We start from the raw sequence: 22,517 nt of genomic DNA, 5'->3' as shown, positions 1-22,517 counted from the left end.
CTCTCCTTCGAGTGGCAACACCCGAAGAATACATCACTTTGAGAAAAATAAATACTGATACTTAAAACTGAATACTCTTTACCTCGACCGCGGGAGACCCTCCGGCTCGGGCGAGGCTCCTCGCATACGCATACAACGAGGCCGGGCCCCGATCCATGAAGGATCGGGGCCCGGCCTCGTGCGGGAGGGAGCGCTCAGCGCTCGACCACCGCGAGGATGTCGCGCGCCGAGAGCACGAGGTAGTCGTCGCCGCCGACCTTCACCTCGGTGCCGCCGAACTTCGAGTAGATCACCACGTCGCCGACGCTCACGTCGAGCGGAATGCGGGTGCCGCTGTCGGCGACGCGACCGGGACCCACGGCCACGACCTCGCCCTCCTGCGGCTTCTCCTTGGCGCTATCCGGAATCACCAGACCGGACGCGGTGGTCTGCTCTGCCTCGACCTGCTTGATGACGATACGATCCTCGAGCGGCTTGATGGCTACCGACACGGTTGACCTCTTTCCAATGTCTGAAGGTTCTCTCGCGCCCGCCCCATGCGAGCGCGCCTAAGCAGAGTTTAGAACCCCCGTTGGCACTCTCGCAAGGGGAGTGCCAACGCGGCGCCGTCGGATCGCCCAAAGCGAACGGGATCCGTCACCCGACGACACGCACTCGCCCACGCCAGCCTATCGCCGCCTAGAATCGAAGTGACAGCCGATGCGCATCACGGCGGATCGGCGCCCCAACCGCTCGAGGAGCAGTCATGACCACCCCACACCCTCCCCAGCAGCCCGGAACGCCCCACGCCGCATATCCGCAGAACCCACAGGGAGCGCCCGCGGCCCCTCAGTTCCAGCAGCCGGTCCAGCAGCCCGCCGCATATCGGCCCCAGGCCTCCACGGCCACCACGCTCGGCGCCACCAACACCTACGCCGTGCTCGCGATCATCTTCGGCTTCCTCGTGCCCATCGCCGGCATCGTGTTCGGCCACATGGGCCTCAACCAGATCAAGCGCAACGGCGATCCCGGTCGCGGTCTCGCCCTCACCGGCCTGATCGTGGGCTACGCCTACTTCGCGTTCATCGCGATCTTCATCGTCGTCTACATCGGGTTCATCGCCATGATGATCGCGGCCACGGGCAGCGCCTTCTCGGGATCCGACTACTACTACTGAGCCGCCGCCTCGGCCGCGGTACACCGCCCAACGAAAGGAACACGCAGTGTCCCAGAACCAGCCGCCCGCGGGCGACGCCTCCCAGCCCCAGCAGAACGCCTCAGCCGCCCCCGGCGACCCGGGCCAGCAGCCGCAGTACGCCGCCCCGCAGCAGCCCCAGTACGCGCCGCCGCCGCAGCCGGGCTACCCGCAGGCTCAGCAGCCCTACGCCGCTCAGCAGGCCTACGCGCAGCAGGCCCCCCTACCAGCAGGCGTACGCCGCCGCGCCGCCCACCAACACCCTGGCGATCATCGCACTCATCAGCTCGTTCTTCATCTCGCTGGCGGGCGTCATCTGCGGCCACATCGCGCTGAAGCAGATCGAGCGCACCGGCGAGAGCGGCCGCGGCCTCGCGCTCGCCGGCCTCATCATCGGATACGTGGGTCTCGCGATCGGCGCGATCGTCGTGCTCTTCTACGTGATCCTCATCATCGGTCTGGCCTCCTCCTCGAGCTACTGACGATGGCGGCAGCCGCGCCGACCCCGAGCATCGCAGCCCCCGGCTGGCAGGAGCTCGTCACCCCGGCGGGTGGCGAGCTCCTCGCTCGTATCACCGGCGAACTGCAGCACGGCCGCGCACTCGACCGGATCGCGCGCGACCTGCGCTCCGAGGGCGCCGATCCCGCGCTGCTCGCCGCCGCGCTCACCCAGACCGATCTGCGCTCGCGCGCGGCGGCCAAGTTCGGCGAGAGCGCCTCGCACATGCTCTTCACGCGGGCGGCCCTCGAGCAGGCCACCCGATCGCGTGCGGCGGAGCTGCACGCAGCGCGGTTCCGAGCGGCCGGCTGCCGCTCGGTCGCCGACCTCGGATGCGGCATCGGCGCGGAATCCCTGGCCTTTCTCGAGGCGGGTCTCGACGTGCATCCGGTCGAGCTCGATCCCCTCACCGCCGCCTTCGCGCAGCACAACCTCGCCCTCGCGGCGAAGCGGCTGGGAGCGGCGGCTCCCGCGGTGCGCCTCGGCGACGCCGAGTCGATCGGTCCGGGCGACGCCGAAGCCGTGTTCCTCGATCCCGCCCGCCGCACCGCCGGCCACACCGGCACGCGCAGGCTCGCCTCGCCCGACGACTACTCCCCCTCGCTGAGCTTCGCGTTCGGCCTCGCGCGCGAGCGGCCCACCGGAGTGAAGCTCGGCCCCGGCCTCGACCGCGAACTGATCCCCGACGACGCCGAAGCCCAGTGGGTGTCGCTCGACGGGCAGCTCGTCGAGACCGGGCTCTGGTTCGGTGCGCTCGCCCGGCCCGGCGTGCGCCGGGCCGCGCTCGTGCTGCGAGGCGCCCAGGAGGCCGCAGAGCTCACCGGCGCGCACGACTCCGCCGATGCCGACGTGCGCCCGCTCGGCGAGTACCTCTACGAACCCGACGGCGCCGTGATCCGCGCCCGCCTCATCGGCTCGCTCGCCGATCGGCTCCACGCCGGCATGATGTCGGCCGGGATCGCCTATCTCACGGCCGACCGGCTCGTGGAGACGCCGTTCGCGAGCGCGTTCCGCGTCGTCGAGACCCTGAGCTCGCGCGAGAAGGATCTGCGCCGGGCCCTCGCCGCTCGCGACATCGGCGCGCTCGAGATCAAGAAGCGGGGTGCGGACGTCGACCCCGCGGCGCTGCGGCGCCGACTGAAGCTGCGCGGGTCGCGCAGCGCCACGCTGTTTCTCACACGCGACGCGCAGGGCCGGCACGTGGCGCTGCTCGCCGAGCGCTGCTGAGCCCGGCCCTGCCCGGCCGAGCGCCTGTGCGCGGCCCCAGTGCGAGCAGCGCGCCGCCGCCACACACGCCGAGCGGGGCGGGTCCGGAATGATCCCGGACCCGCCCCGCTCGTGCGGCGCGCGAGCCGCTCAGTAGTTCACGTCGGAGCAGGAGACGGTCTGCCCGGCGATCTCGACGAACTCGGCGCCGTTCATGCACTGCTGCACGGCATCCACCCCCGCGCCCAACGCCCAGACGACGGTGATCGTGACGATGATGCCGATGACGAGGCCGATCGCGCCGGTGACGAGACCGGTGATGGAGAACGCCTTCGGCTGCTTCTTCATCAGCGCGACGATGCTCAGCACCAGGCCGACGAGCGCGAGGATCGCGCCGAGGAACGGCACGAAGCTCAGCACGAGGCCGGCGATGCCGAGCGCCATGCCGGTGATGGCCAGGGCCTTCTTGGGCTGAGCCGGAGCGGCGCCGTACGCCGGCGCTGCGGGCTGCTCCGACGGAACCGCCGGCGGAACCGGCGGGACGGGGTTCGAGGCGGGCTGGCCGCCGGGCTGCGTGTCAGACATGTTGCTCCTTCGATCAAGCTCGACGGGGCGCTCCCCCGATCGCTCTTCCACCATAATGTCGAGCGGGCGGCGACCGCGACCCCGAATCGGTGCGTCACCGAATTCATCGGATGATCAGCGGACCTGGATCTCCGTCACGGGCAGGGTCGAATCTGCTCCGAACCCGAGCCCCGAGGGCTCGTGCCCGGCCGCCACCAGCTGCGCTCCGATGGAGGCGATCATGGCGCCGTTGTCGGTGCAGAGCGAGAGCGGGGGCACGCGCAGCTCGACCCCGGCCGCCTCGCAGCGCTCGCGCGCGAGTTCCCGCACTCGCGCGTTCGCGACCACTCCCCCGCCAAGCAGCAGGCGCGGCACCGCGAGGTCTCGGCATGCGGCGAGCGCCTTCGTGATCAGCACGTCGGCGACGGCCTCGCGGAAGCTGGCCGCGACGTCGGCGACCGGCAGCGGTTCGCCGCTCTGCTCGTGCTTCTCGACCCATCGTGCCACCGAGGTCTTGAGGCCAGAGAACGAGAAGTCGTAGCGGTGCCGCTCGAGATCCTTCGGCAGGGTGAGCCCGCGCGGGAAGCGGATCGCGTTCGGGTCGCCGTCGGCGGCCACGCGGTCGATCTGCGGCCCCCCGGGATAGGGCAGGCCGAGCAGGCGCGCCACCTTGTCGAAGGCCTCGCCCGCCGCGTCGTCGATCGTCTCGCCCAGCATCTCGACGTCGCTCACGAGGTCGCGCACGAGCAGCAGCGAGGTGTGGCCGCCCGAGACGAGCAGCGCCACCGTGGGCAGTTCGAGCTCGCCCACGGCGCCCACGGCCTCCCGCAGGCCTTCGCCCTGCAACAGGTCGGCGCCGACGTGCCCGACGAGATGGTTCACGGCGTAGAGCGGCTTGCCCAGACCGACGGCCAGCGCCTTGGCCGCCGCGACCCCCACCATGAGCGCGCCCGCGAGCCCGGGGCCGCAGGTGACGGCCACCGCGTCGAGCTCGTCGAGCGTCACCCCGGCCTCGTCGAGCGCCCGCTCGATCGTGGGGGTCATCGCCTCGAGGTGGGCGCGCGCCGCGACCTCGGGAACGACCCCGCCGAAGCGGGAGTGCTCGTCCATGGAGGAGGCGATGGCGTTGGCGAGCAGCCTGCGGCCGCGCACGATGCCCACGCCCGTCTCGTCGCAGCTCGTCTCGATGCCGAGCACGAGCGGCCCGCCGCGCGTCTCGTCGGCGGCGCCGAGCGGCTCGGTGGCGTTCATGGACGACTCCTCATCTCGAGCTTCATGATCACGGCGTCCACCCCGTCGGGCTGGTAGTAGCGGGGGCGCACGCCGAGCTGCTCGAACGCGAGCGAGCGGTAGAGCCCCTGGGCGACGGGGTTGTCGGCCCGCACCTCGAGGAAGACCTCGCGCACTCCCGCCCGTTCGGCCTCGTCGAGCAGCGCCTCCATGAGCCGGCGACCGTGTCCGCCGCCTCGGGCCTCGGGGGCGACCGCGATCGTCTGCACATCGCCCTCGGCGCCCACCATCAGCAGACCCGCGTATCCGCGCACAGCGTCGTCGCCGTCGACCAGCACGACGTAGTGCCGGTGGTCTGCGGCGAGTTCTTCCCGCATCATCTCGCGGCTCCAGGCGTCGGATCCGAACACCGCGCTCTCGATGGCCCAGATCGCGTCGAGGTCGGCCGCGGTCGCCCCGCGCAGACTCAGTTCGACCGCGGGCGGCGGTGGCGTAGGGGGCGACGAAGCGGGAACCGCGGCGCAGGGCGTCTCGGCTCCGCTCTGCGGGCCGCTGGGGCGGTTCACGCCGACACCCGCTTCGGAGCCCCCGGCTGCTTCACGTCGGGCGCGCGCAGATACACGGCGCGATCCGACTCGAAGTCGCGGCCCGCGGCGAGCCGCCTCGCAGCCAGGCGCACGAGCGTCGCGGTGGGGATGCGCTCGGGCCACACCTCGTTCGGCACCGCCTCGTAGTCGGCGCGGGCGACGAGCCCGGGGCCCGCCGAGCGCACGGGGATGCCCGCCCAGTCGAGATCCGAGAACTCGGTCACGAAGAGTTCGCGCCGCCGGGCGTCCTGCACGACCCTGACGCCGCTCGCCGCGCCCTCGAACGCGTCGAGGGCCACCGCCTCGTGCCCCTGCAGGGGCAGCAGCGGGGCACGGCGCGCGACCGCGAAGGCGTGCGCGGCCGCGATGCCCACCCGCAGGCCGGTGAACGGCCCCGGCCCGATGCCGGCCACCACGCCGGTCATCGCCGCGGGCGAGATGCCGCTCAGGCGGAACGCCTCGGCCAGCAGACCGCCGATCGCCTCGGCGTGGCCCCGGGGGTCATCGCTCGAGATCTCGACCACGCGCCCGCTCGCGCCGAGGGCCACACTCGTGCCGATCGCCGTGTCGATCGCCAGCAGCACCCGGTCGCCCAGCTCGGGCGCCTCCACCTCGCGGCTGCGCAGGCCGGTTGCCGCCGTCATCGCTGCTTCGCCCGTCATCGCGCCCCCTCGGCCGCTTCGCCCGGCGCCTCCGCTGCAGCGTCGCTCGGCGCGGCCGCAGCGACCCAGAGGGCCCCGAGCGGATCGCCGGCATCGACCGACCAGCGCGGGCCGTACCCCGTGACGGTGACGGTTCGCGCCTCGACGGGGGTCTGCGACCAGTCGGGCTCGGCGATCCACGCGGCCGGTTCGTCGAGATCGGCGGCGTGAGCATCGGGGCCGCCGCCGGGAGCCCCACCATCTGGGACGCCGGCGCCACCGCCGAGTGGCCGCTCGATCACCGCCTCGATCCAGGAGTCGCGTGCGGCGACCACACCGGCGCCCCACTCGGCCACCACGACCGAGCCTTCGAAGTCGAGGTCGAGGTCGTCGAGCTCCTCGGCGCCGCCGCCGTGCTCGCTGAGCGCGCCGAGGCGGTAGGCGTCGACGTGCACGAGCGGCGCGCCCCCCACGAGGGAGGGGTGCGTGCGCGCCAGCACGAAGGTGGGGCTCTGCACCGGCCCGCGCACGCCGAGCCCCTCGCCGATTCCGCGGGTGAGGGTGGTCTTGCCGGCTCCCAGCGGGCCGGTGAGCAGCACCAGGTCGCCGGCGCGCAGCACCCGTCCGAGCTGCACGCCGAGCCGGTGCATCGCGTCGGGATCCTCGATCCGAGCCCGCACGACCCGCTCCTCGCCGCTCACGCCTCGCTCCCGTCGGCGGCCACCCGCAGCACGCGCGGCCCGATGCCGGATACGATCTCGTAGTTGATGGTGCGCATGAGGCCCGCCCAGATCTCGACGGGCGGATGCCCCAGCTCGGGATCGCCGAACAGCACCACCGGCTCGCCCAGACCGACGCGCCCGGCGAGCGGCCCCACGTCGACGATGAACTGGTCCATGCCGATGCGCCCCACGATGGGCCGGGGCTCTCCTGCCACCGTGACCCACGCACCGGCGCCGTTGAGGGCGCGCGGCATGCCGTCGGCGTAGCCCATCGGCACGAGGGCGAGTGTGGTGGCGGTCTCGCAGACGTGGTTGAAGCCGTACGAGACTCCTGTGCCCGCGGGCACGCCGCGCAGCGCGACGATCTCCGAGCGCAGCGTCATCGCAGGCACCAGACCGAGCTGTGCTGAGGTCTTGTCGGCGAAGGGGCTCAGCCCGTAGGCCGCGATGCCCACGCGCACGGCGTTGTAGCGCAGGTGGGGCGACGAGAGCGTCGCAGCGCTGGCCGCCAGGTGCTGCAGCTCGGGGTCGATTCCGGCCTCGCGCAGCATCGCGATCGCCTCGTCGAAGCGGGCCGCCTGCGCCCGGTCGTTCTCGTCGCCGGCGTTGGCGAGGTGGCTGAAGATGCCCCGCACCCTCACCAGCCCCTCTCGCGAGAGTTCGGCGGCGCGGGTGAAGAGCGTGCGCCACTCGTCGGGGGCCGCGCCGTTGCGACTGAGCCCGGTGTCGATCTTCAGCTGAGCCGTCGCGCCGCGGCCCACGCGCCGCGCGGCGTCGGCGAGGGCTTCGAGCTGCTGCACGTGGCTGACGCCGATCTCGATACCGGCGGCCACCGCGTCGGCGAAGTCGACCCGCACGCCGTGCAGCCAGCAGAGGATCGGCGCCTCGATGCCGGCCTCGCGCAGCGCGAGCGCCTCCTCGAGGTCGGCGGTCGCGATCATCGCCGCTCCGCCGGCCAGCGCGGCCTCGGCGACGATGCTCGCACCGTGGCCGTAGCCGTCGGCCTTCACCACCACGATCACCGCGCCGCCGGTGAGGTCGCGCACGTGGGCGACGTTCTGCCGGATCGCGGGCAGCGAGATCTCCGCGACGCGCATCGACCCTGTTCTCATGACGTCTCCGATCCCTGTTCCGCCGCCGGAAGGCCCGGCTGCGGCGATGATGCGAGCGTACTCCGAGCCTCCGGCATCGCGGCGCCCCGGGCGCTCGCGGGGCCCTCCGATGCCGCTGCCGCCCCTGCCGACTCGACGATCACGAAGGCCGTCGCGACGCCGGCGTCGTGCGTCATCGACAGGTGCGCGCGATCCGCCCCCCGCTCCGCGAGCGCGGCCGCCAGCGCGGGCGTCGGCGCGAACGACGGCGCTCGATCCTCGTCGCGCACCACCTCGAGATCGTGCCAGCCGAGCCGCCCCGACCCGCCGAGGGCCTTGATGAGCGCCTCCTTCGCCGCGAAGCGGGCGGCGAGCGAGGCGAGGGGCAGATCCCGCTCACCGGGCGCGAACAGCCGCGCTCGCAGCGTCGGGGTGCGTTCGAGCTGACGCCCGAACCGCGAGATGTCGACGGTGTCGACGCCGATCCCCCGAATCATGCAGCCCCTGGTCTCCGACGGTTCCGACTTGCTTCGTGCGGTCGAGCGACGGGTCTACTCGACCGTCACCGACTTCGCGAGGTTGCGAGGCTGGTCGACGTCCAGGCCCTTCACCGTCGAGAGCTCCAGCGCGAACCACTGCAGCGGCACGACCTGCAGCAGCGGTTCGAAGAACGCGTCTGCGAGCGGCAGGCGGATCACGTCGTCGGCGAACGGCAGCACCGCGGTGTCGCCCTTCTCGACCACCGCGATCACCCGCGCGCCGCGCGCCCGGATCTCCTGGATGTTCGACACGACCTTCGAGTGCATGAGCGGCGAGGTGCGCGGGCTCGGCACGAGCACGAACACCGGCTGCCCGTGGTCGATGAGCGCGATCGGGCCGTGCTTCAGCTCGCCCGCGGCGAAGCCCTCGGCGTGGATGTATGCGATCTCCTTGAGCTTCAGCGCGCCCTCGAGCGCGACCGGGAAGCCCACGTGGCGGCCGAGGAACAGCACGGAGCGCGTGTCGGCCATCCAGTGCGCCAGCTGCGCGATCTGCTCGTGAGTGTCGACCGCCTCGCGCACCTTGGCGGGCAGCTCTTCGAACTGCGCCACGGCCTGCGCCGAGACCTCGTCCGAGAGGGTGCCGCGCACGCGGCCCAGGTGCAGGCCGATGAGATACAGCGCCGTGATCTGGGCGATGAAGGCCTTGGTCGAGGCGACGGCGACCTCGGGGCCGGCGTGCGTGTACACGGCCGCGTCGGACTCGCGCGGGATGGTGGCGCTCTGCGTGTTGCACACCGAGACGGTGGTCACGCCGCGCTCGATCGCATACTTCACGGCCATGAGGGTGTCCATCGTCTCGCCCGACTGGCTCACCGAGATGACCATCGTGCGATCCGAGAGCACGGGATCGCGGTAGCGGAACTCGTGGCTCAGCTGCACCTCGACGGGGATGCGGGCCCACTGCTCGATCGCGTAGGCCGCGACCTGGCCGGCGTACGAGGCCGTGCCGCATGCGATGATGATGATGCGCTCGATGCCGCGCAGGCGCTCGTCGCCCAGCTCGGTGAGCTCGGGGATCTCGACGCCGGTCTCGGAGATGCGGCCGCGCACGGTGTTCTCGACCGCGTCGGGCTGCTCGTTGATCTCCTTCGCCATGAACGACGACCAGCCGCCCTTGTCGGCGGCCTCGGCGTCCCACTGCACCTCGTACTCCGAGAACTCGACCGGGTTGCCGGCGAAGTCGGTGATGCGCACCTCTTCGGGGGTGATGATCGCGATGTTGTCCTCGTCGACCGCGACGGCGCGCCGGGTCGAGGAGACGAAGGCCGCGACATCGGAGCCGAGGAAGTTCTCGCCCTCGCCGATGCCGACCACGAGCGGCGAGTGGTGACGCGCGGCGACCACCTTGCCGGGCTCGTCGCGGTGCATGGCGAGCAGGGTGAAGGTGCCGCTGAGTCGCGCGACCACTGTGCGGAAGGCGGTCTCGAGGTCGCCATGGCGCGCCACCTCGCGGCCGACGAGCGCGGCGACGACCTCGGTGTCGGTCTCGCTGATCAGCTCGAGGCCGTCGGCCTCGAGCTCGGAGCGCAGCTCAGCGAAGTTCTCGACGATGCCGTTGTGGATGAGCGCGAGCTTGCCGCCGTCGCCCAGGTGGGGGTGGGCGTTCGCGTCGGTCGGGCCGCCGTGGGTCGCCCAGCGGGTGTGTCCGATGCCCGTGCCGGCCGCCTGCACGGGATTGACCTCGAGCAGCTCTTCGAGGCGCGCCAGCTTGCCGGAGCGCTTGCGGACGGCGATCTCGCCGCCCTCATCGATCACCGCGATGCCCGCGGAGTCGTAGCCGCGGTACTCGAGACGCCGCAGACCAGTGATGAGCGCCTCAACCGTATCGTTGGGGCCGACATATCCGACGATTCCACACATGAGCCCAAGTTTAGTGGCACGATGGATGAACAATGGCCGAGTACAGCACCCCCGACCCTGCGCGTGTCGAAGAAGCCCCGCGGGAACCCGCAGATGTGAGCACCGACACCCAGGCGCTCATGCGCCCCGAGTTCACGTCGCCGTTCACCGAGATCGACCGCGCCGAGTGGGCACGGCTGGCCGGCGAGACGCCGATGCCGCTCACGGAGGAGGAGGTCGACTCCTTCCGCGGTCTCGGCGAGCCGCTCGACCTCGCCGAGGTGTCCGAGGTGTATCGGCCGCTGAGCCGGCTCATCAACCAGTACGCGATCGCGACCCGCGAGATGCACCAGCGCACCCGCGGTTTCCTGCAGCGCAACGGCGAGCGCCAGAGCCCCTTCGTGATCGGCATCGCGGGCTCCGTGGCGGTCGGCAAGTCGACGGTGGCCCGCATCCTGCGGGATCTGCTGGCGCGCTGGCCCGAGACCCCGAGCGTGCAGCTCGTCACCACCGACGGCTTCCTCTACCCCACCCGCGAGCTCGAGCGCCGCGGCATCGTGCACCGCAAGGGCTTTCCCGAGTCGTACGACCGGCGCGCGCTGCTGCGCTTCGTCTCGCAGGTGAAGGCCGGCGTCGAAGAGGTGCGCGCGCCCGTCTACAGCCACCTCGTGTACGATATCGTGCCCGACGAGTTCACGATCGTGCGGCAGCCCGACATCCTCATCGTCGAGGGCCTCAACGTGCTGCAGCCCGCTTCGATGCAGCACCCGCTCGCGGTGAGCGACCTCTTCGACTTCTCGGTCTACGTCGATGCCCGGGTCTCCGACATCCAGCGCTGGTACCGCAATCGCTTCCTGCACCTGCGCGAGAGCGCCTTCTCGAACCCCCGCTCGCACTTCCGCCGCTTCGCCACCCTGAACGACGAGGCCGCGAGCGCGATCGCCGACGAGTTCTGGAACAACATCAACGAGCCGAACCTGGTCGAGAACATCCGGCCGACGCGGGCGCGCGCCACGCTGGTGCTGCGCAAGGAGTCGGATCACCGCGTGCAGAAGGTGCTGCTGCGCAAGCTGTAGGGATCCGGCCTTCCGTCCTCCGCCCTTCACCTCCCCGCGTCCTCCCCAGCACTTCCCGGCCCTCACATCCTCATTTCCCTTCGATATGGGATCTGCCGTCGACATGCCGCTATCGGCCGGATTCTCCATATCCACGGCAGATCCCATATCCACAGCAGCCCGCCCTTAGGCCATGCTCTGCGCCCCGTCGATCGACTCTCGGATGATGTCGGCGTGCCCGGCGTGCTGCGCGGTCTCCGCGACGATGTGCAGCAGCGCACGGCGGATCGACCACGCCACGTCGGTGTTCCAGGGCGCCTTCGGCAGCTCGTATGCCGTGTCGAGGGACGGCTCGGATCGCACGAGCCCGTCGACCTCGCTGGCGACCTCCTCGTAGGCGGCGAGCACGCCCTCCAGCGTCTCGCCTGGCTGCAACTGGAACTCCCTCTCGCGCTCGGCGAAGTCCTCAACGGTCCACTCGGAGAACGGCTTCTGGCCCTGCGTCATCGCTTCCGCTCCGCCGTGGATGAACCGGGCCCAGCCCTGCTCGACCGCCGACACGTGCTTGATGAGGCCCCCGATCGAGAGCGTGCTCGCCGTGGGCTGCAGGGCGGCCTGCTCGGTGGTGAGGCCGCGGGAGGTGTGCCGCAGGAAGAAGCGCGCGTGGGCGAGGCTCGCGAGCAGGTCGGCGCGCTCGCCGTGGAGCGGCGCGGGAGACGTGTCGGTGCTGTGCATAGTCTGGTCCTTTCGACGGGGTGTATCACCTACGCTAGAAGCAATAGCGGTCAGTTTCTGTCCCTGATAGGAGTGCACATGGCAGGCACCGGATCTCGGGCGCTGAGTCTGCTCGCACTGCTGCAGGAGCGGGGCTTCTGGGCCGGTGCGGATCTCGCCTCCCGCCTCGGAGTCTCGCTGCGCACCCTGCGTCGGGACGTCGACCGCCTCAGAGAGCTGGGCTATCCGGTGCGCGCCGACCCCGGCGTGGGCGGCGGCTACCGGCTCGATCCCGGCGCTTCGCTGCCGCCGCTGATGCTCGACGACGCCGAAGCCGTGGCCGTGGTCGTCGGTCTCCTGCTCTCTTCGCAGTCTCCGATCGCCGACACCGCCGAGACCTCGGCCCGGGCGCTCGCGAAGGTGGTGCCCGTGCTGCCGGCCCGCCTGCACGGCCGTGTCGAGGCGCTGCGCGCGGCGACGGTCAGCGCCGAGTCGCCGTGGTCGAGCACCATCGACCCGGGCACGCTGGTCGCGGTGGCGCGCGCGTGCCGAGACGACGAGCGCATCGTCTTCGGCTACACTTCCGCCGAGGGCGCAGAGACGTCTCGCCGGGTCGAGCCGCACCGCCTCGTCATGCTCGCCCGGCGCTGGTACCTCGTGGGCTACGACCTGGGCCGCGGCGACTGGCGCAGCTTCCGTCTCGACCGCATGAGCGAGGTGGCCGGCACGGGTGAGCGCTTCAGGCAGCGCCGACTGCCGGGGGATGCGGATCCCGCGGCCTTCGTGCGAGCCGGCGTGCACGGGCGATCCGAGGTGACCGTCGTCGCGGAACTGGATCGGCCGGCCGTCGAAGTGCGCCCACACGTCGGCCGGTGGGCGACGGTGATGGCCCTCGGGGATCGCTGCCGGATCGAGGTGGAGGCCTCGTCGTTCGACTGGGCGGTCTTCGTGGTGGGCCTCTCCGGGGCGCGGGTGATCTCGACCGAGCCGCCGGAGTTCGCCGCCCTGCTGCGCGACTGGGCGGGTCGCCTCGCCGGGTGATCCGCCCCTCGACCGACGGTACGGCACCTGCCGTCGATCTGGGATCCGCCGAAGATATGCCGCCCCCGCCCGGATTCTCCATATTCACGGCAGATCCCATATCGCCGGTCGCAGTCCGATCCGGTCACGCCAGGTGCAGGCCCTGGGCGACGGCTTCCATGACGAGCGTCTGCACCTCGGGCCAGCGGAACATCACCTGTTCGTATCCGACGCGGAGCACCGAGTAGCCGCGCAGCCGCAGCACGGCATCGTGGCTGATGTCGCTCGTGCGCTGCCGGCCCGCGTGATGGGAGCCGTCGATCTGCAGCACCAGCCGTTCGCCGATGAGGAAGTCGACGCGGTGCCCGTACAACCAGGGCTGCCAGACGATCCTCAGCCGGAGCCAGCGCAGCCGCAGCCGTACGTACGATTCGAGCCCGGAGTCCGCGAAGGGGGTGGTCTGCGCGAGCACCGTCCGCGCGGTGCCGTCGAGCGGCAGCCGTTCCAGCGCGGCGCGGTCCACGAGGTTGCGGTTCAATGCCGAGTCCCAGGCCGCTACGGCGTCCTCGCGCGGCTGGCAGTGCGCGATGATGCCGAGCACGTTCTCGACGCGATCCACGAGAGTGAAGGGGTCACGCGGGATCAGCGGCTTCCCGTAGTGCAACCTGGCTCCATCGGGCCTGACCTCGGCCCCCGGTCGCGGCACGGCGAAGTGCCCCGGATCCGCCTCTCGCACCCAGATCCCGAGCCGGCGGGCCTGGGTGAGGCAGCTGAGCATCAGCCCGGAGCGAGCGGCGAAGACCAGAGCGGGATCGGCTTGGGGCGAGGCCACCCAGCCGCGCCTGATCCTCAGCAGGCGACCGGCCGACACGGCGCAGGCCACACGATGCTTGCTCACCCCGCTCTCGAGGAGGGTGCGGGTGCGCATGACGCCATCGTGGGAGGCGAGGATCTCTCGAAGCATGGCCTCAGCCTGGACGATGCTCACCCACCGAAGGTCCGGAACCACGAATCTGTGGAGAACCGGCCTCACCGGGGGTGAAACTGCCGCCTGTGAGCGAGGTGCGCAGATATGGAAACTGCCGTGGATATGGAGTTTCCGAAGGAAACCACCATATCCACGGCAGATCTCATACCGCAGACCAGCCGGCAAGGCCAGCCGCTCAGACCGCCAGGCGATCCTTCACGATGGCCGCCAGGTCGTCGGCCAGGCGCTGCGCCTGATCCTCGTGCTCGGCCTCGACCATCACACGCACCACGGGCTCGGTGCCGGAGGGGCGCAGCAGCACCCGCCCCTTGCCGCCCAGCGCGATCTCGGCCTGGTGCACGGCCTGCTGCAGCAGTTCGTCGCCGGCGACGCCCGAGCGGTCGACGCCGCGCACGTTCACGAGCACCTGGGGGTACACCGTCATGCACCGCGCGAGCTCGGCGAGTGGCTTGCCGCTGCGCACCACCTCGGCTGCGAGGTGCAGGCCGGTGAGGATGCCGTCTCCGGTGGTCGCGTAGTCGCTCATGATGACGTGGCCCGACTGCTCGCCTCCCAGCGAGTAGCCGTGCTCGTTGATGGCCTCGAGCACGTAGCGGTCGCCCACGCCGGTCTCGACCACGTCGATGCCGTTGTCGGCCATCGCGAGCTTCAGGCCGAGGTTCGACATCACGGTGGCGACCAGCGTGTTGCGCTCGAGTCTGCCGCGGCCCGACATGGAGAGCGCGAGGATCGCCATGATCTTGTCGCCGTCGACGACCTCTCCCGAGCCGTCCACGGCGAGGCAGCGGTCGGCGTCGCCGTCGTGGGCGATGCCGAGGTCGGCCCCGTGCTCGCGCACGGCCGCGATGAGCGGTTCGAGGTGCGTGGATCCCACGCCGTCGTTGATGTTGAAGCCGTCGGGATCGTTGCCGATCACCGTGACCTTCGCGCCGGCGTCGGTGAAGACGTCGGGCGAGATGCCGGCGGCCGCGCCGTGCGCGCAGTCGAGCACGACGTGCAGGCCCTTCAGTCGCACGCCCTCCAGCGTGCCGAGCAGGTGCACGAGGTAGCGGTCCTCGGCGTCGGCGAAGCGGCGGATGCGTCCCACCTCACGGCCGGTGACCGCGATCGCGGGCCCGCCCATGGCGGCCTGGATCTCGTCTTCGATGTCGTCGGCGAGCTTGCGGCCCCCCTCGGCGAAGAACTTGATGCCGTTGTCGGGGGCCGGGTTGTGCGAGGCCGAGACCATCACCCCGAAGTCGGCGCCCGTGTCGGCCACGAGGTAGGCGGCGGCGGGGGTCGGGATCACGCCGGCGTCGAGCACGTCGACGCCGGCCGCGGCGAGGCCGGCGGAGACGGCGGCGGCGATGAACTCACCGGAGACGCGCGGATCGCGCGCGACGACGGCGACAGCGCGACGGCTCTCGCCCCGGGCTGAACGCCCGAGAACGAGAGCCGCTGCGTGAGCGAGGTTCATGGCCAGCTCGGCGGTCACATCGACCCCGGCCAGACCACGAACCCCGTCGGTGCCAAAGAGGCGTCCCATGCGAGGGTGCTCCCGGCTTAGCGCTTCGAGTACTGAGGCGCCTTGCGGGCCTTCTTGAGGCCGGCCTTCTTGCGCTCCTTGATGCGGGCGTCGCGGCTCAGGAAGCCGGCCTTCTTGAGCGTCGGGCGGTTGTGCTCGGCGTCGATCTCGTTCAGCGCGCGGGCGATCGCGAGACGCAGGGCGCCGGCCTGGCCGGAGGGCCCGCCGCCGACGATGCGGGCGATCACGTCGTACGAGCCACCGAGCTCGAGCACGGTGAAGGGGTCGGTGATGAGCTGCTGGTGCAGCTTGTTCGGGAAGTACTCGTCGAGCTCACGGCCGTTGACGGTCATCTTGCCCGAGCCGGGCACGAGGCGCACGCGGGCGATGGCCTGCTTGCGGCGGCCCACGGCGGCACCGGGAACGGTGAGCGCGGGGCGGGGGGTCGAGGCGGTGGCCTGCGAGGCGGGCGTCTCGGTGGTGTAGCTCTCGGGGGCCACGGTCTGCTCTTCAGTCACTGTGCAGTCTCTCTCTGAATGTCTCGTCGGCGCCGCGGTTACTGCGCGACCTGGCCGAAGGTGTAGGGGGTGGGCTGCTGCGCCGCGTGCGGGTGCTCTGCGCCCGCGTAGACCTTCAGCTTGCGGAACTGGTCGGCGCCGAGGGAGTTCTTCGGCAGCATGCCGCGGATGGCCTTCTCGACGGCGCGCTCGGGGTTCTTCTCGAGCAGCTCGGTGTAGCTGATCGAACGCAGACCGCCCGGGTAGCCCGAGTGGCGGTAGGCCTTCTTCTTGGCCGCCTTGTTGGCGGTCAGGACGACCTTGTCGGCGTTGATGATGACGACGTAGTCGCCCATGTCCATGTGGGGGGCGAACGTCGGCTTGTGCTTGCCGCGGAGCAGGGCTGCGGCGTGCGAGGCGAGGCGGCCGAGCACCACATCGGTGGCGTCGATGACGAGCCAGTCGTGCTTCTGCTCAGCGGCCTTCGGCGAATACGTGCGAGTCACTATCGTGCTGCTTTCTGTCGAATTGGAGGTGTTCGTGGATCCCGCTCCGTTGCCCGGTCCCCTGCGGGTGCGCGAGCGTTGGAGGGCTCAACAAATCGGGTGCTTGCGCACCAAAGATCTACTTTAGCACAGCTTGGCCGATGGGCCGAGGGGCCGCGGTTCGGGATCCGGGACTGCGGGATCCGAGGGCGCTCGGCCCGAGCACTCCGGCGAGCACCGGCCGCGGCTCAGCGCCGCCGCCGATCCGGACCGCACGCCGCCGCCGGCGCCGATCCCGCGTTCCGGTCCGGTACCGCCTCAGCCCGCGTCGAGCGGATCCCGACGCGCCCGCGTCTGCTCGGCGCGCAGCGCGAGTTCGTCGTCGGCGGGATAGGCGATCTCCTCGAGCGAGAGCCCGTGTGCGGGCATCACGGTGAAGCGGCTCGACCGCTCGCGGGCGTCGCGCAGCGCCAGGAGCTCGTCCTCGCCGATCCGCCCGCTGCCCACGGCGACGATCGCGCCTACGAGCGCGCGCACCATCGAGTGGCAGAAGGCGTCGGCCTCGATGCGGGCGGCGTAGGCGGCGTCCTCGGTCTCGCGCCACTCGAAGCAGAGCAGGTCGCGCACGGCGGTGGCTCCCTCGCGGGCCTTGCAGAAGGTGGTGAAGTCGTTGAGACCGAGCAGCTCATCGCTGGCGCGCTGCATCGCGGCGAGGTCGAGGGGCTTCGGCACCTCGGCGGTGAACCGCGCGGTCAGGGGATCTCGGCGCATTCCCTCACCCCGCAACCGGTATTCGTAGCGTCGGCGCAGCGCCGAGAAGCGGGCGTCGAACGCGGCGGGCACGATCCTGGCCGAGTGGATCGCGATGTCGGGGGCGCCGCGCTGCAGCACGCCGTTCAGCTTGCGCGCGCGGGTGGCCGACTCGGCGGCGGCGTCGCGCCGCGCATCGGGTCCGCGGCGCGCGCTCCACTTGGCGAGCTGCTCGTGCGTGACGTCGAGGTGCGCGACCTGACCGCGGGCGTGCACGCCGGCGTCGGTGCGACCGCCGACCGTGAGCCGCACTCGAGCACCGGCGCCGGTGCGCAGCAGCACGGCGATCGCCTCCTCGAGCTCGCCCTGCACGGTGCGCAGCCCCGGCTGCGCCGCCCACCCCGAGAACTCGGTGCCGTCGTAGGCGAGGTCGAGGCGCACCCTGGTGAGGGCCGCACGGGGTTCGGGATCGATGGTCACGCCTCGATCCTGCCAGACGCCCATCCGGGCCCCGTTCAGGCCGGGCCGACGGCCGACGGCTGATCCGCCCGCCCCGACCCGCCCGCTCGGCCCTGAGCCGCCCCGGTCCGGGCCGGTCCGCTCGGCCGAAGCCACGGGTTCGCTCCCGGGCCCGCCGCGTAGAATGGTCGGATGCGCGCGCACCCGCGCCGCCGAAGGACCCCCATGCCCCAGCCTCAGACCAGACCCGCCCCGCGAACCGTCCGATTCGGCGGTCTCGACGGGCTGCGTGCCATCGCTGTCGGCCTGGTGCTCTGCTACCACCTCTTCCCGCCCCTGCTGCCGGGCGGTTTCCTCGGCGTCGACGTGTTCTTCGTGATGAGCGGCTTTCTCATCACCTCGCTGCTGCTGCGCGAGTACGAGCTCGGCGGGCGCATCCGTCTCGGCGCGTTCTGGCGCCGACGCGCCCGCAGGCTGCTGCCGGCCCTCGGTCTCGTGCTGCTCGTGAGCACCGCGCTCGCGCTGCCGGTCGGCGGCGATCTGCTGGTCGGGATCGGGCAGCAGATCGCGGGCGCCGCGTTCTTCGTGAGCAACTGGGTCTTCATCGCGAACGGAGCGGACTACTTCGCGCGGGACACCCCGGAGCTCTTCCGCAACATGTGGTCGCTCGCCATCGAGGAGCAGTTCTACATCGTGCTGCCGCTCGTCGTACTGCTGCTCGTCAGGCTGCGCTCGCGCCCGTCCCGCGCGATCCCGCTCGCCGCCCTCGGTCTCGCATCCGCGGCGCTGATGTTCGAGCTGTCGCGGGCCGGCGTCGATCCGACCCGCATCTACTTCGGCTCCGATAGTCACACCTTCGGCCTGCTGCTGGGAGCCGCGATGGCCGCCGTGCTGCACCGGCCCGAGGCCTCAGAGGTGCTGAATCCGGGCCCGCTGCGCCAGCTCGCCGCGGCCGCGGCGGCGCTCGCCGGGCTGGCCGTGCTCGGTTGGCTGGCCGCGACGCTCTCCGAGGGCAGCCCCGCCAGCTTCCAGTGGGGCTTCCAGCTCGCGACGGCGGCTGCGCTGCTCGTCGTGTGGGCGGTGACCCGGCCGGGGGCGTGGATCGGCCGTGCGCTCGATGCGCCCCCGCTGCGGTGGGTGGGCGAGCGCTCCTACGGCATCTACCTGTGGCACTGGCCGCTGCTGCTCATCTGCGCGGGCGCCCTGGGGCCCGACCTCGAGTGGCTCGTGGCTCCGCTCGCCCTGGCCGCGACCGTCCTCGCGGCCGCACTCTCCTACCGCTTCGTGGAGCAGCCCGTGCGCCGCTTCGGGCTGCGCCGATCGCTGCGCATGCTCGTGCGCGTGGGCGATCACACGCCTCGACGGCGGTTCGTCGCGATCGGTTTGGCGGCCGTGGTGGCCGTGGCCGCACCCGCGGCGGTCGTCGCGATCGTGACGGCGCCGCAGCAGAGCTCCGCAGCCGAGGCGATCGCGCGCGGCCAGGAGGCTCTCGAGCACAGCCGCGCCGCGCAGCAGGCCGACGAGGGGCGCAGCGGCCGAGGCGAGCGCTCGGAGGGCGCCTCGGAAACCGGGAAGACCGAGAACCCGGCTCCGGGGAAGGGCTCGGGCGGCGGGGCGAAGGAGCAGTCCGCGGAGCCGGCGCCCCTCTCGCCCGACGGCCGCGACCTCGTCGCCGTGGGAGACTCGGTGATGCTCGCGAGCCTGCCCGAGCTCGAGGCCGCCTACCCGGGCATCTCGATCGACGCGGCCGTGTCGCGGGGCATGGGAACGGGTGCCGAGATCGTCACCGGCCTCTCGTCGCAGGGCTCGCTGCGCGGCGTGCTCGTCGTCGGGCTCGGCACGAACGGCCCCGTGCAGGCCGAAGACCTCGACACGATCCGCGCGAGCGCCGGCACGAGGCCCGTCGTGCTGGTCAACGCGCACGCCGATCGCGACTGGATCCCCGGCGTCAACCAGCTGCTCACCGACTACGCCGCGGCGCATCGCGGAGTCGTGGTCGCCGACTGGACGGGTTCCGTCACCGGCGTGCCCGACGCGCTCGCGGGCGACGACATCCACCCGAACCCGAGCGGCGGCGAGATCTACGCGGGCTCCGTGCAGCGCGCGCTCGAAGAGCTGCAGAGCCCCGGCGAGGGCATCGGCTTCGGGCTCCCCCGCCGCTGAGGGCTCTTCCCGTCCCGCAGACAGCGAAGCGCCCCGCGATCCTCAGCGGATCGCGGGGCGCTTCAGCAGTGCGAGCGCGAGTGCCTTACTCGGCCTTCTCCTCGGCGGGAGCCTCGGTCTCGGCGGTCTCCTCGGCGGGGGCCTCCTCGACGACCTCGGTCTCCTCGGCGGGGGTCTCGACGACCTCCTCGGCCTTCGGCTGCTCGGCCGCGGCCTTCTTCGCCTTGGGCTTCGGGCTGACGGGCTCGAGCACGAGCTCGATCACCGCGAGGGGAGCGTTGTCGCCCTTGCGGAAACCGGTCTTGACGATGCGGGTGTAGCCGCCCTCGCGGTTCTCGACGAGCGGAGCGATCTCGGTGAAGAGCTCGTGCACGACGCTCTTGTCGAGGATCTGACGCATCACGCGACGGCGGGCGTGCAGGTCACCGCGCTTGGCGAAGGTCACGAGGCGCTCGGCCACGGGCTGCAGGCGCTTGGCCTTGGTCTCCGTGGTCTGGATGCGCTTGTGCTCGAAGAGCTGCGCAGCCATCTGGTTCAGCATGAGGCGCTCGTGTGCGGGGCCGCCTCCGAGGCGGGGGCCCTTGTTGGGCTTGGGCATTGTTTACTCCAGTAAGTATGCGATCAGGCGAGCAGTGCCGGATCGTTAGTTGTTGTCGTCTTCGTAGCTGTAGAACTGCGCACCGTCGAAGCCGGGCACGCCGTCCTTCAGCGAGAGGCCCATCTCGGTGAGCTTGTCGCGCACCTCGAAAACGGACTTCTGGCCGAAGTTGCGGATGTTCATCAGCTGCGCCTCGGAGAGCGCAACGAGCTCGCTCACCGTGTTGATGCCCTCGCGCTTCAGGCAGTTGTAGCTGCGCACCGAGAAGTCCAGATCCTCGATCGGGATCGAGAGCTCGCCCTCGGCGACGACCTCGACCGGCGCGGGGCCGATCTCGACGCCCTCGGCCGCGGTGTTGAGCTCGCGGGCCAGACCGAAGAGCTCGACCAGCGTGGAGCCGGCCGACGCGATCGCGTCGCGGGGGCTGATGGCGGGCTTGGTCTCGACGTCGACGACGAGGCGATCGAAGTCGGTGCGCTCACCGGCGCGCGTGGCCTCCACGCGGTAGGTGACCTTGAGCACCGGCGAGTAGATCGAGTCGACCGGGATCCGGCCGACCTCGGCGTCCTCGTTGCGGTTCTGAGCGGCCGACACGTAGCCGCGGCCGCGCTCGATGGTGAGCTCGAGCTCGAACTGCGCGGTGTCGCTGAGGGTCGCGATCACGAGCTCGGGGTTGTGCACCTCGACGCCCGCGGGAGCGGAGATGTCGGCGGCGGTCACCTCGCCCGCACCCGTCTTGCGCAGGTAGGCGGTGATCGGCTCGTCGTGCTCACTCGAGACGACGAGATCCTTGATGTTGAGGATGATCTCGGTGACGTCCTCGGTCACGCCGGGGATCGTCGTGAACTCGTGGGCGACGCCCTCGAAGCGCACGCTGGTGACCGCGGCGCCCGGGATCGAGGAGAGCAGGGTGCGGCGCAGCGAGTTGCCGAGCGTGTAGCCGAAGCCGGGCTCGAGCGGCTCGATGGCGAAGCGCGAACGGTACTCGGAGATCGATTCTTCAGTCAGAGTGGGTCGCTGTGCAATGAGCACGGTGTGTGGTCCTTTCGCTGGAGTCCGCTATATGACTCATGCGTGATGTTGAAAGGAGCCCAGGTCAACGGGGGTGCGTCCTGGGCCGTCGCCCCGAAGGGCGACAGTCGCGCCGCGCGAACGCGGCGCGACTATAGGCTCAGACGCGACGACGCTTCGGCGGCCGGCAGCCGTTGTGCGTCTGCGGCGTGACGTCGGTGATCGACCCGACCTCGAGGCCGGCGGCCTGAAGCGAGCGGATCGCGGTCTCGCGGCCCGAGCCCGGACCCTTCACGAAGACGTCGACCCTCTTCATGCCGTGCTCCTGCGCCTTGCGCGCGGCCGACTCCGCGGCGAGCTGCGCGGCGAACGGGGTCGACTTGCGCGAGCCCTTGAAGCCCACGCCGCCCGAGGAGGCCCAGCTGATCACGGCACCGGTGGTGTCGGTGATCGAGACGATCGTGTTGTTGAACGTCGACTTGATGTGGGCCTGGCCCACGACGACGTTCTTCTTGTCCTTGCGACGCGGCTTACGAGCCGCGGTCTTGGGTGCAGCCATTGAGTGTTCTCCTGAAAAGCTCTGTGTGTTCGGTCAGTGAACCGGCGGTTACTTCTTCTTGCCGGCGACGGTGCGCTTCGGGCCCTTGCGGGTGCGAGCGTTCGTCTTGGTGCGCTGACCGTGCACGGGCAGGCCCTTGCGATGACGGAGACCCTGGTAGCTGCCGATCTCGACCTTGCGGCGGATGTCGGCGGCGACCTCGCGGCGGAGGTCGCCCTCGACCTTGAAGTTGCCTTCGATGTAGTCGCGGAGCGCGACGAGCTGGTCGTCGGTGAGGTCCTTGACGCGGATGTTGCCGTCGATGCCGGTGTCGGCGAGGGTCTTCAGCGCGCTGGTGCGGCCGACGCCGTAGATGTAGGTGAGTGCGATCTCGACGCGCTTATCGCGCGGGATGTCGACTCCTGCGAGACGTGCCATGTTGGCTCTCCTTGCGGATCGTGGAGGTTTGGTGCGCATCGGGGGTTCGGGCCTCCGCCCCGAGGTGTCCCCCGCGCCTCTCCCGGCTCGGTGCCGGGTCGGTGCGGGTTCTTCGATGCGCTGGATCAGTTGTTGAGTTGTGTTGCTGTCGTTCCGCGACCCTGGAGCGGCTGCCGAATCCGGATCGGATCCCGCGGCTCGC

General features: G+C 71.1%; 24 protein-coding genes and 1 pseudogene. 6 read left to right on the top strand and 19 right to left on the bottom strand.

Annotation, left to right across the window (positions count from 1 at the left end):
- Positions 1 to 194: 194 nt before the first annotated feature.
- On the bottom strand, positions 195 to 491 hold the full coding sequence (gene groES, locus Leucomu_RS04295) for a co-chaperone GroES (RefSeq protein ID WP_017885279.1): 297 nt from the start codon (positions 489 to 491) through the stop codon (positions 195 to 197).
- A 254-nt stretch (positions 492 to 745) separates the two neighbouring features.
- Here groES and Leucomu_RS04290 point away from each other — a divergent pair, with 254 nt between their 5' ends.
- From Leucomu_RS04290 to Leucomu_RS04280, 3 genes are read left to right on the top strand one after another with little or no spacing between them, the layout of a single operon-like run.
- Positions 746 to 1,156 carry a DUF4190 domain-containing protein gene (locus Leucomu_RS04290; RefSeq protein WP_128386452.1) on the top strand — a complete coding sequence of 137 codons (411 nt, stop codon included), beginning with the start codon at positions 746 to 748 and terminating at the stop codon, positions 1,154 to 1,156.
- Complete coding sequence (locus Leucomu_RS15420; RefSeq protein WP_228407368.1) at positions 1,138 to 1,656, top strand: DUF4190 domain-containing protein; 519 nt, start codon at positions 1,138 to 1,140, stop codon at positions 1,654 to 1,656. The genes Leucomu_RS04290 and Leucomu_RS15420 overlap by 19 nt, the downstream gene beginning before the upstream one ends.
- A 2-nt stretch (positions 1,657 to 1,658) precedes the next feature.
- Positions 1,659 to 2,900, top strand: coding sequence for a class I SAM-dependent methyltransferase (locus Leucomu_RS04280; RefSeq protein WP_164884507.1), 1,242 nt, complete (start codon positions 1,659 to 1,661; stop codon positions 2,898 to 2,900).
- Between the two features lie 129 nt (positions 2,901 to 3,029).
- On the opposite strand, the gene Leucomu_RS04275 is transcribed toward Leucomu_RS04280, so the two are convergent.
- From Leucomu_RS04275 to glmS, 8 genes and pseudogenes are all read right to left on the bottom strand, one after another.
- Entirely contained in the window at positions 3,030 to 3,464 is a 435-nt protein-coding gene (locus Leucomu_RS04275) for a hypothetical protein (RefSeq protein ID WP_128386451.1), read from the bottom strand.
- Between the two features lie 114 nt (positions 3,465 to 3,578).
- Positions 3,579 to 4,694: a tRNA (adenosine(37)-N6)-threonylcarbamoyltransferase complex transferase subunit TsaD gene (gene tsaD, locus Leucomu_RS04270; protein WP_128386450.1), complete on the bottom strand. Its 1,116-nt coding sequence runs from the start codon at positions 4,692 to 4,694 to the stop codon at positions 3,579 to 3,581.
- On the bottom strand, positions 4,691 to 5,239 hold the full coding sequence (gene rimI, locus Leucomu_RS04265; RefSeq protein WP_017885285.1) for a ribosomal protein S18-alanine N-acetyltransferase: 549 nt from the start codon (positions 5,237 to 5,239) through the stop codon (positions 4,691 to 4,693). Before rimI ends, tsaD begins: the two co-directional genes overlap by 4 nt.
- Positions 5,236 to 5,922, bottom strand: a complete 687-nt coding sequence (gene tsaB, locus Leucomu_RS04260; RefSeq protein ID WP_128386449.1) for a tRNA (adenosine(37)-N6)-threonylcarbamoyltransferase complex dimerization subunit type 1 TsaB — start codon at positions 5,920 to 5,922, stop codon at positions 5,236 to 5,238. The genes rimI and tsaB overlap by 4 nt, the downstream gene beginning before the upstream one ends.
- Entirely contained in the window at positions 5,919 to 6,602 is a 684-nt protein-coding gene (gene tsaE / locus Leucomu_RS04255; protein WP_017885287.1) for a tRNA (adenosine(37)-N6)-threonylcarbamoyltransferase complex ATPase subunit type 1 TsaE, read from the bottom strand. Before tsaE ends, tsaB begins: the two co-directional genes overlap by 4 nt.
- A complete protein-coding gene (alr, locus tag Leucomu_RS04250; protein ID WP_017885288.1) occupies positions 6,599 to 7,720 on the bottom strand; it encodes an alanine racemase in 1,122 nt (373 codons plus the stop codon). The genes tsaE and alr overlap by 4 nt, the downstream gene beginning before the upstream one ends.
- A 140-nt stretch (positions 7,721 to 7,860) precedes the next feature.
- Positions 7,861 to 8,211: pseudogene (locus tag Leucomu_RS04245) on the bottom strand (holo-ACP synthase); the annotation flags it as partial.
- Positions 8,212 to 8,265: 54 nt separating this feature from the next.
- Entirely contained in the window at positions 8,266 to 10,116 is a 1,851-nt protein-coding gene (gene glmS / locus Leucomu_RS04240) for a glutamine--fructose-6-phosphate transaminase (isomerizing) (protein WP_128386447.1), read from the bottom strand.
- 32 nt (positions 10,117 to 10,148) lie between these two features.
- Between glmS and coaA the strand changes: the two genes are divergently transcribed.
- Positions 10,149 to 11,171, top strand: a complete 1,023-nt coding sequence (gene coaA / locus Leucomu_RS04235) for a type I pantothenate kinase (protein ID WP_017885291.1) — start codon at positions 10,149 to 10,151, stop codon at positions 11,169 to 11,171.
- A gap of 165 nt (positions 11,172 to 11,336) precedes the next feature.
- Here the strand turns inward: coaA and Leucomu_RS04230 are convergent, their stop codons facing one another.
- Positions 11,337 to 11,885, bottom strand: coding sequence for a DinB family protein (locus Leucomu_RS04230; protein ID WP_128386446.1), 549 nt, complete (start codon positions 11,883 to 11,885; stop codon positions 11,337 to 11,339).
- Positions 11,886 to 11,963: 78 nt separating this feature from the next.
- Between Leucomu_RS04230 and Leucomu_RS04225 the strand changes: the two genes are divergently transcribed.
- Positions 11,964 to 12,905 (top strand): helix-turn-helix transcriptional regulator, encoded by a 942-nt coding sequence (locus Leucomu_RS04225; protein WP_017885293.1) that lies wholly within the window; start codon positions 11,964 to 11,966, stop codon positions 12,903 to 12,905.
- 124 nt (positions 12,906 to 13,029) lie between these two features.
- On the opposite strand, the gene Leucomu_RS04220 is transcribed toward Leucomu_RS04225, so the two are convergent.
- From Leucomu_RS04220 to truA, 5 genes are all read right to left on the bottom strand, one after another.
- On the bottom strand, positions 13,030 to 13,872 hold the full coding sequence (locus tag Leucomu_RS04220; RefSeq protein WP_228407260.1) for a type IV toxin-antitoxin system AbiEi family antitoxin domain-containing protein: 843 nt from the start codon (positions 13,870 to 13,872) through the stop codon (positions 13,030 to 13,032).
- A 175-nt stretch (positions 13,873 to 14,047) separates the two neighbouring features.
- On the bottom strand, positions 14,048 to 15,397 hold the full coding sequence (gene glmM, locus Leucomu_RS04215; protein ID WP_031290369.1) for a phosphoglucosamine mutase: 1,350 nt from the start codon (positions 15,395 to 15,397) through the stop codon (positions 14,048 to 14,050).
- A 17-nt stretch (positions 15,398 to 15,414) separates the two neighbouring features.
- Complete coding sequence (rpsI, locus tag Leucomu_RS04210) at positions 15,415 to 15,894, bottom strand: 30S ribosomal protein S9 (RefSeq protein WP_017885295.1); 480 nt, start codon at positions 15,892 to 15,894, stop codon at positions 15,415 to 15,417.
- Between the two features lie 38 nt (positions 15,895 to 15,932).
- The gene (rplM, locus tag Leucomu_RS04205) at positions 15,933 to 16,379 is read right to left on the bottom strand and encodes a 50S ribosomal protein L13 (RefSeq protein WP_017885296.1); all 447 of its coding nucleotides are present in this window, start codon (positions 16,377 to 16,379) and stop codon (positions 15,933 to 15,935) included.
- A gap of 297 nt (positions 16,380 to 16,676) precedes the next feature.
- Positions 16,677 to 17,588 (bottom strand): tRNA pseudouridine(38-40) synthase TruA, encoded by a 912-nt coding sequence (truA, locus tag Leucomu_RS04200; protein ID WP_017885297.1) that lies wholly within the window; start codon positions 17,586 to 17,588, stop codon positions 16,677 to 16,679.
- Between the two features lie 204 nt (positions 17,589 to 17,792).
- Between truA and Leucomu_RS04195 the strand changes: the two genes are divergently transcribed.
- Positions 17,793 to 19,730: an acyltransferase family protein gene (locus Leucomu_RS04195; RefSeq protein WP_128386444.1), complete on the top strand. Its 1,938-nt coding sequence runs from the start codon at positions 17,793 to 17,795 to the stop codon at positions 19,728 to 19,730.
- Positions 19,731 to 19,815: 85 nt separating this feature from the next.
- On the opposite strand, the gene rplQ is transcribed toward Leucomu_RS04195, so the two are convergent.
- The 4 genes from rplQ to rpsM all read right to left on the bottom strand — a co-directional run bounded on the left by rplQ (position 19,816) and on the right by rpsM (position 22,315).
- Positions 19,816 to 20,328 carry a 50S ribosomal protein L17 gene (rplQ, locus tag Leucomu_RS04190; RefSeq protein ID WP_017885299.1) on the bottom strand — a complete coding sequence of 171 codons (513 nt, stop codon included), beginning with the start codon at positions 20,326 to 20,328 and terminating at the stop codon, positions 19,816 to 19,818.
- Between the two features lie 45 nt (positions 20,329 to 20,373).
- On the bottom strand, positions 20,374 to 21,360 hold the full coding sequence (locus tag Leucomu_RS04185) for a DNA-directed RNA polymerase subunit alpha (protein ID WP_128386443.1): 987 nt from the start codon (positions 21,358 to 21,360) through the stop codon (positions 20,374 to 20,376).
- Positions 21,361 to 21,499: 139 nt separating this feature from the next.
- Positions 21,500 to 21,898: a 30S ribosomal protein S11 gene (rpsK, locus tag Leucomu_RS04180; protein WP_128386442.1), complete on the bottom strand. Its 399-nt coding sequence runs from the start codon at positions 21,896 to 21,898 to the stop codon at positions 21,500 to 21,502.
- A 48-nt stretch (positions 21,899 to 21,946) separates the two neighbouring features.
- Positions 21,947 to 22,315 (bottom strand): 30S ribosomal protein S13, encoded by a 369-nt coding sequence (gene rpsM, locus Leucomu_RS04175; protein ID WP_017885302.1) that lies wholly within the window; start codon positions 22,313 to 22,315, stop codon positions 21,947 to 21,949.
- Positions 22,316 to 22,517 lie beyond the last annotated feature (202 nt).

The organism is Leucobacter muris (assembly GCF_004028235.1).
Classification (GTDB): Bacteria; Actinomycetota; Actinomycetes; order Actinomycetales; family Microbacteriaceae; genus Leucobacter; species Leucobacter muris.
The sequence above is the reverse complement of the archived record's forward strand: the minus strand, read 5'-3'. Positions and strand labels throughout refer to the sequence as shown.

Coding starts and splice junctions, on each gene's coding strand:
- Leucomu_RS04290 (WP_128386452.1), top strand. CDS start 746: ATGACCACCCCACACCCTCCCCAGCAGCCCGGAACGCCCCACGCCGCA.
- Leucomu_RS04280 (WP_164884507.1), top strand. CDS start 1,659: ATGGCGGCAGCCGCGCCGACCCCGAGCATCGCAGCCCCCGGCTGGCAG.
- Leucomu_RS04275 (WP_128386451.1), bottom strand. CDS start 3,464: ATGTCTGACACGCAGCCCGGCGGCCAGCCCGCCTCGAACCCCGTCCCG.
- tsaD (WP_128386450.1), bottom strand. CDS start 4,694: ATGAACGCCACCGAGCCGCTCGGCGCCGCCGACGAGACGCGCGGCGGG.
- tsaB (WP_128386449.1), bottom strand. CDS start 5,922: ATGACGGGCGAAGCAGCGATGACGGCGGCAACCGGCCTGCGCAGCCGC.
- alr (WP_017885288.1), bottom strand. CDS start 7,720: ATGCGCGTCGCGGAGATCTCGCTGCCCGCGATCCGGCAGAACGTCGCC.
- glmS (WP_128386447.1), bottom strand. CDS start 10,116: ATGTGTGGAATCGTCGGATATGTCGGCCCCAACGATACGGTTGAGGCG.
- coaA (WP_017885291.1), top strand. CDS start 10,149: ATGGCCGAGTACAGCACCCCCGACCCTGCGCGTGTCGAAGAAGCCCCG.
- Leucomu_RS04230 (WP_128386446.1), bottom strand. CDS start 11,885: ATGCACAGCACCGACACGTCTCCCGCGCCGCTCCACGGCGAGCGCGCC.
- Leucomu_RS04225 (WP_017885293.1), top strand. CDS start 11,964: ATGGCAGGCACCGGATCTCGGGCGCTGAGTCTGCTCGCACTGCTGCAG.
- glmM (WP_031290369.1), bottom strand. CDS start 15,397: ATGGGACGCCTCTTTGGCACCGACGGGGTTCGTGGTCTGGCCGGGGTC.
- Leucomu_RS04195 (WP_128386444.1), top strand. CDS start 17,793: ATGCCCCAGCCTCAGACCAGACCCGCCCCGCGAACCGTCCGATTCGGC.
- rplQ (WP_017885299.1), bottom strand. CDS start 20,328: ATGCCCAAGCCCAACAAGGGCCCCCGCCTCGGAGGCGGCCCCGCACAC.
- rpsK (WP_128386442.1), bottom strand. CDS start 21,898: ATGGCTGCACCCAAGACCGCGGCTCGTAAGCCGCGTCGCAAGGACAAG.
- rpsM (WP_017885302.1), bottom strand. CDS start 22,315: ATGGCACGTCTCGCAGGAGTCGACATCCCGCGCGATAAGCGCGTCGAG.